We start from the raw sequence: 6,707 nt of genomic DNA, 5'->3' as shown, positions 1-6,707 counted from the left end.
GAACGATAATGAATTGACTGTGCCAAATAACCGAAGTTATTTGTATTGGTCACTCAGTTCATTGAAATCTTTGTGCTTATCGAAATAAGCTTTGGATTATCATCAACGAGTGCCCACACAGATTGATAGGTTTATATTGTTAAAGAGCTTTTCGATTGAGCCTTGCTCAAATCGGACGGTCATTTTAGCGAGATAAAGTTAAGTGTCAACCACTTTTTTCAAACTTATTTTCAAGCGTTTCCGCTTGGCTAATTGACCTTGCTAATTCGTTCTCGTTTCTTTCGAAGCGTTCCCGTGTCAGCGAGGTGGCATTATAGAGATTGCGATCACATTGGCAAGCCCTTTTTCACGTTTTTTCTGACTTTTTTATCGTTCGGATAAATTTGCATCAAAAGAGCCCAAAAGAGCACGTTATTTCTACAGTTCTTTGAATTTATCAGCGAAAAGAGCCACTTTTTCCCAATTGGTATATTCAACTTCTTTGGTTGTATCGGTTTCGCCACCCGTCATCGACATAATGAACTTGATCATCATCTTATCGAACCAGTTATAACGTGGGTAATAGAGAGCACCAGCAAAAACACCTATGAGTTCAGGTTTCCAAGGTGACTTCTTAAGAAACGTCTTTATATACGCACTACCTTCCGGCGTGTCTTTTCCTTGGTCTTCTTTACGGGCGGTTAAATTGACACAGAAGAACGCGACTTTTGTAGATTCTAGTTGCTTTAGGTTGTTCTCGATGAATTGATAGAGCTTCTTATTGAGATGGCCATATCGAATCGACGCCCCTACTAATATTTTGTCATAAGTAGAGAAATCAACATCACCAACTGTATGTAAGTCGATAACATCACATTCAAAGTCCGCTAGATGCTTATCTATATATTGAAATATCTTCTTCGTTTGCCCTTCACGGCTAGAATACAGAAATAGAGCTTTTGACACGTTTTCTCCTTAGCTACGCCAAAACGTTGGAGTAAGTAATATAAGTAGAGTAAAGATTTCTAATCGCCCAAACAGCATAGAGACGATTAACACCCACTTTGCTTTGTCATTAACATCACCGAAATGCAATGCGACTTCACCGAGGCCAGGACCTAAGTTATTCAATGTCGCAGCAACCGCTGAGAAGGCACTCAATTCATCCATCCCCGTAGCGATAAGTCCTAGCATACAAACCACAAAGACTAAGGCATAAGCAGAGAAAAAACCCCAGACCGCATCCACTACACGTTGCGACAGTGCACTTCCTCCAACTTTAATGGTGTAAACCGCTCTAGGGTGAACCAAGCGTTTCAACTCACGCACCCCCTGTAGAGTTAGGAGCAAGATACGAATCACCTTCATACCACCACCAGTCGACCCAGCACATCCACCTATAAATGAAGAGAACAGCAAAAGTACGGGTAAGAATAGAGGCCAGTCAGAAAAACCAGTAGTCGTAAAACCCGCAGTCGTCGATATCGAAACGGTCTGGAATAACGCCTGATCAAAAGCATCATAAACGGAGTTGTAAGAATGATGATTGAGAAGGACCAGAAAACAGACTAAAAAGAGCAGTGCTTGTATGAAGAGAAACGCGCGAAACTCAGGGTCTTTCCAATAATACTTAGGATGAACACCGCCAGAAGCAAAGGCAGCAAAGTGTAAAGAGTAATTACAGGCGGAAATCAGTAGGAACACTACCGTGATCATATTGATTGCATAACTGTCGAAGTAACCCATACTCGCATCATGAGTAGAGAACCCCCCAATAGCGATTGTCGAGAAGCTATGACTAATCGCATCAAATGGGGTCATGCCCGCAAGCCAAAACGCACCGGCACAGGCTAGAGTCAGGCTCAAATAGATATACCACAGTGCTTTGGCTGTTTCGGCAATTCGAGGGGTCATCTTCGAATCTTTAACAGGACCTGGAATTTCAGCCCGATATAACTGCATACCACCGATGCCAAGTACAGGAAGAATCGCTACAGCTAGAACAATGATACCCATCCCGCCAAACCATTGCAGGAACTGACGATAGAAAAGAATGGCTTTAGGTAATTCATCCAAACCAACAATGACGGTCGCGCCTGTGGTAGTTAGTGCAGAAAAAGACTCAAAGAAGGCATCGGTTACTGACACATTAGGGTTATCAGCAATTAAGAAGGGCAATGCACCGGCACTACCTAGTACCGTCCAAAACAGGACAACAATCAGGAAACCATCACGAGCCTTCAGTTCGTGTCGATATCTGCGATTGGGAAACCAGCAGACACCACCACAGAAAAGTAGAACAAAAAAAGTTGTGACAAAAGGAACACCCGCACCGTCACGATAGATCAGTGCCACAAGTGCTGGGGCAAGCATAGATAGGCTAAATAGAGCGAGTAATAGCCCTACAATGCGTATAATAGAACGAAATTGCATGAAATGATGATGTACGAAGCGTTGCTTCTAACTTCCCAATTATCTTTATAATTTATCCAACGCGGTAACATTAACCTTCGCGCCACTTTTATTGACTACGGTCTGCGTAAAGTCATCCACTTGACGAACTTCGATTTCGACAACCATGCTTACTGCTTCGCTATAATCTGCACTGATTTCTTGCGCTCCAAATTGAGGCATTAGAGACTGAAGAATAGCCATGAACCCATAGTCTAACTCTAGTAACAGTTTTGTGGTTATTTTTTTCTCAATTGTTTGAAGCGTCTTTAAAGCTTGTTGAACGCCACCACCATATGCCTTCACCAAACCACCGGTCCCTAGTTTGATCCCCCCTGAGTAACGAGTCACTACTGCTGTGATTTCACCCACACCACTTCCAGCAAGCTGGGCTAGAATCGGCTTACCTGCGGTTCCTGATGGCTCTCCATCATCACTGAACCCCCACTTCATCGAATCTTCCGGGCGACCGGCAACGAATCCCCAACAGTTGTGCCTTGCATCTGAATGTTTCGTCTTGATCTGCTCTACAAAAGCTTTTGCCGATGCGATGTTTGGGGTATGCGCTAAATAAGTAATGAAGACACTTTTTTTAATTTCTTCTTCAAATTGCGAGGGGGCTGAAGGGATCAAATAGGGTTGGTCACTCATAATTTCACTGACTTAGGCGTAATTTTGTGAGTGTAGCATGAGAGGGATTTATGCGTCTGCAAAGATCGGTTAGAGCGCACAATGTTAAACACTTGTTTAAAAAATGTATTGAATTTAACCAACGACCGATCCAAACTAAAATCACTGGTCAAACCAGATTAAAAATATAACAGCTTTCCTGCTTATATGTTGCCAGTCAAACGCAACAGATAAACACACAATCCAAGATTGTATGTCATGGAGATAGACAATGATTTACCAAGCCGAAACCCTACAGGTAAAGGAAGTACAAGATGGAATTGTAGAGCTCAGCTTCTGCTCTCCAAAATCCGTAAACAAGCTCGATCTAGCCACATTGGAGTCACTAGATAAAGCCCTAGATGCACTAAGCGCCCATCAAGGGCTAAAAGGCTTAATGCTCACCTCAGACAAAGAGGCGTTCATCGTGGGCGCAGACATCACCGAATTCTTAGGTCTATTTGCCAAAACAGACGCTGAACTCGATCAATGGCTGCAATTTGCCAATAGCATCTTCAACAAGCTAGAAGACTTACCCGTTCCAACAATTTCAGTGCTAAAAGGTCACACATTAGGTGGCGGCTGTGAGTGTGTACTCGCGACGGATATGCGTATTGGTGACAAGACCACCAGCATTGGCTTACCAGAAACCAAACTTGGCATCATGCCAGGCTTTGGTGGATGTGTACGTCTACCACGCGTTATCGGTGCTGATAGTGCCATGGAAGTAATCACTCAAGGTAAAGCATGCCGAGCAAATGAAGCGTTAAAGATTGGCCTTTTAGATGCGGTTGTTGATACTGACGCTCTTTATGAATCAGCACTACAGACACTGACATCAGCTATCAACGAAAAGCTAGATTGGCAAGCGCGCCGCAAACAGAAAACTTCATCACTGACGCTAAGTAAGCTTGAGTCAATGATGAGCTTTACCATGGCAAAAGGTCTAGTCGCACAAAAAGCGGGGCCTCACTACCCTGCACCAATGACGGCTGTTGTGACGATTGAGAGAGGCGCTCGCTTCGCTCGTAACGAAGCACTCGACATTGAGCGTGAGCATTTCGTTAAACTGGCTAAGTCAGAAGAAGCGAAGTCTCTGGTCGGTTTATTCTTGAACGACCAATACATCAAGGGCCTTGCGAAGAAAGCGGCTAAATCGGCAAGCAAAGATACTGGTCGTGCAGCTGTGCTTGGTGCGGGTATCATGGGCGGCGGTATTGCTTACCAATCCGCACTCAAAGGCGTACCGGTACTGATGAAAGACATCGCGCAACCATCGCTTGATTTAGGCATGACTGAAGCATCGAAACTGCTCAACAAACGCTTATCTCGTGGTCGTATTGATGGCTTTAAGATGGCTGGTATTTTAGCGTCTATTACACCGAGTCTACATTACGCAGGCATCGAAGAATCAGACGTGATTGTTGAAGCCGTAGTAGAAAACCCGAAAGTGAAAGCGGCAGTTTTAGCTGAAGTTGAAGCGAATATCGGTGACGATACTGTTATCACCTCCAATACCTCGACGATTCCAATCAACCTATTGGCAAAATCATTAAAACGCCCAGAAAATTTCTGTGGTATGCACTTCTTCAACCCAGTGCACCGCATGCCATTAGTGGAGATTATTCGTGGTGAGCACACCTCTGATGAAACCATCAATCGCGTTGTAGCTTACGCAGCGAAAATGGGCAAATCACCGATTGTCGTCAATGACTGCCCTGGGTTCTTTGTAAACCGAGTATTGTTCCCATACTTTGGCGGTTTCAGCATGCTACTTCGTGATGGCGCTGACTTTACCCAAATAGACAAAATCATGGAGCGTAAGTTTGGCTGGCCGATGGGACCTGCGTACTTACTTGACGTGGTTGGCATTGATACCGCTCACCATGCACAAGCTGTGATGGCGCAAGGTTTCCCTAAGCGTATGGGTAAAGAGGGCCGTGACGCGATCGATGCGCTGTATGAAGCAGACAAGTTCGGTCAGAAAAATGGTAACGGCTTCTACAGCTACGCCATCGATAGAAAAGGCAAACCTAAGAAAACCTTCTCAGAAGACATATTGCCGGTACTCGCTGACGTTTGTGCCGATAAGCAGGACTTTGACGACCAGACCATCATCAATCGCGTGATGATTCCGATGATCAATGAAGTCGTTCTATGTCTACAAGAAGGCATCATTGCAACGCCTCAAGAAGCGGATATGGCACTGGTTTACGGCCTTGGTTTCCCTCCATTCCGTGGCGGTGTGTTCCGTTACCTAGATAGCATAGGCATTGCAGAGTTCGTTGCAATTGCGCAGCAGTACTCAGAGCTAGGTGCAATGTACCAAGTACCACAAATGCTGATTGATATGGCAGCGAAAGGCGAGAGCTTTTACGACTCACAACAGCAAGGTTCTATCTAAGGAGGGATTCTCAAATGACTAATCAAACAAGAAACGTGGTCGTAGTCGATTGTCTACGTACTCCAATGGGTCGCTCTAAAGGTGGTGCTTTCCGTCATACAAGAGCAGAAGATCTATCTGCACGCCTAATGAAAGGTATTCTGGCACGTAACCCACAAGTTAACCCAAGTGAGATTGAAGACATTTACTGGGGCTGTGTGCAACAAACACTTGAGCAAGGCTTTAACGTAGCGCGTAATGCGGCACTGCTTGCTGGTCTGCCGATTGAAATTGGCGCGGTGACGGTGAACCGCCTGTGTGGTTCATCGATGCAAGCACTGCATGACGGAACACGTGCCATCATGACTGGCGATGCCGAAATCTGCCTCATTGGAGGCGTTGAGCACATGGGCCACGTACCAATGAACCATGGTGTCGACTTCCACCCAGGTATGTCAAAAACAGTTGCTAAAGCCGCTGGGATGATGGGCTTAACCGCTGAAATGCTTGGTAAGCTGCATGGAATCACTCGTGAGCAACAAGACGAGTTTGCCGCGCGTTCTCACGCTCGTGCACATGCAGCAACAGTGGAAGGGCGTTTTAAAAACGAAATCCTGCCGATTGAAGGCCATGCGGCAGACGGTACGCTATTTACTCTCGATCACGATGAAGTCATTCGCCCTGAAACTTCGGTCGAAGGCTTGTCTCAACTTCGTCCAGTATTCGACCCTGCCAACGGCACTGTCACGGCAGGCACATCATCAGCATTATCAGATGGCGCATCAGCGATGTTGATCATGAGCGAAGAGAAAGCCAACGAGCTGGGGCTAACCATTCGTGCTCGTATCAAGGGTATGGCAATTGCCGGTTGTGATCCATCCATCATGGGGTACGGTCCGGTGCCTGCAACACAGAAAGCACTCAAACGTGCTGGCCTGTCGATTGACGATATGGATGTGGTTGAGCTAAACGAAGCGTTCGCCGCGCAATCTCTACCATGCGCGAAAGACTTAGGTCTGCTTGATGTCATGGAAGAGAAGGTCAACCTCAATGGCGGTGCGATTGCACTCGGTCACCCACTAGGTTGTTCAGGCTCACGTATCTCAACCACGCTGATCAATCTAATGGAAGCCAAAGATGCGAAATATGGCCTAGCAACCATGTGTATTGGTTTAGGTCAGGGGATTGCAACCGTATTTGAGCGCCCGTAGCTCGTTCTGTCATG

5 protein-coding genes are annotated in these 6,707 nt (G+C 45.8%); 2 read left to right on the top strand and 3 right to left on the bottom strand.

Features of this window, described 5'->3' with window-relative positions; all coding sequences use genetic code 11:
- Positions 1–417: 417 nt before the first annotated feature.
- Genes hemG through EJ063_RS18395 form a run of 3 tightly spaced genes read right to left on the bottom strand, consistent with a single transcriptional unit; the run spans position 418 to position 3,081 of the window.
- Positions 418–945 carry a menaquinone-dependent protoporphyrinogen IX dehydrogenase gene (gene hemG / locus EJ063_RS18405; RefSeq protein ID WP_126575768.1) on the bottom strand — a complete coding sequence of 176 codons (528 nt, stop codon included), beginning with the start codon at positions 943–945 and terminating at the stop codon, positions 418–420.
- Positions 946–954: 9 nt separating this feature from the next.
- Entirely contained in the window at positions 955–2,412 is a 1,458-nt protein-coding gene (locus EJ063_RS18400; RefSeq protein ID WP_126575767.1) for a TrkH family potassium uptake protein, read from the bottom strand.
- Between the two features lie 45 nt (positions 2,413–2,457).
- Entirely contained in the window at positions 2,458–3,081 is a 624-nt protein-coding gene (locus tag EJ063_RS18395; RefSeq protein WP_126575766.1) for a YigZ family protein, read from the bottom strand.
- A 250-nt stretch (positions 3,082–3,331) separates the two neighbouring features.
- Here EJ063_RS18395 and fadB point away from each other — a divergent pair, with 250 nt between their 5' ends.
- Positions 3,332–5,503, top strand: coding sequence for a fatty acid oxidation complex subunit alpha FadB (gene fadB / locus EJ063_RS18390; RefSeq protein ID WP_126575765.1), 2,172 nt, complete (start codon positions 3,332–3,334; stop codon positions 5,501–5,503).
- Between the two features lie 14 nt (positions 5,504–5,517).
- Positions 5,518–6,693, top strand: a complete 1,176-nt coding sequence (fadA, locus tag EJ063_RS18385; RefSeq protein ID WP_126575764.1) for an acetyl-CoA C-acyltransferase FadA — start codon at positions 5,518–5,520, stop codon at positions 6,691–6,693.
- Positions 6,694–6,707: the final 14 nt, after the last annotated feature.

The sequence above is a fragment of the Vibrio aquaticus genome, from assembly GCF_003970385.1.
Lineage (GTDB): Bacteria > Pseudomonadota > Gammaproteobacteria > Enterobacterales > Vibrionaceae > Vibrio > Vibrio aquaticus.
This window is presented reverse-complemented; position numbering and strand designations above follow the sequence as displayed.

Bases quoted from the DNA above. Each gene is read 5' to 3' on its own strand.
- EJ063_RS18400 (WP_126575767.1), bottom strand. From the start codon at position 2,412: ATGCAATTTCGTTCTATTATACGCATTGTAGGGCTATTACTCGCTCTA.
- EJ063_RS18395 (WP_126575766.1), bottom strand. From the start codon at position 3,081: ATGAGTGACCAACCCTATTTGATCCCTTCAGCCCCCTCGCAATTTGAA.
- fadB (WP_126575765.1), top strand. From the start codon at position 3,332: ATGATTTACCAAGCCGAAACCCTACAGGTAAAGGAAGTACAAGATGGA.
- fadA (WP_126575764.1), top strand. From the start codon at position 5,518: ATGACTAATCAAACAAGAAACGTGGTCGTAGTCGATTGTCTACGTACT.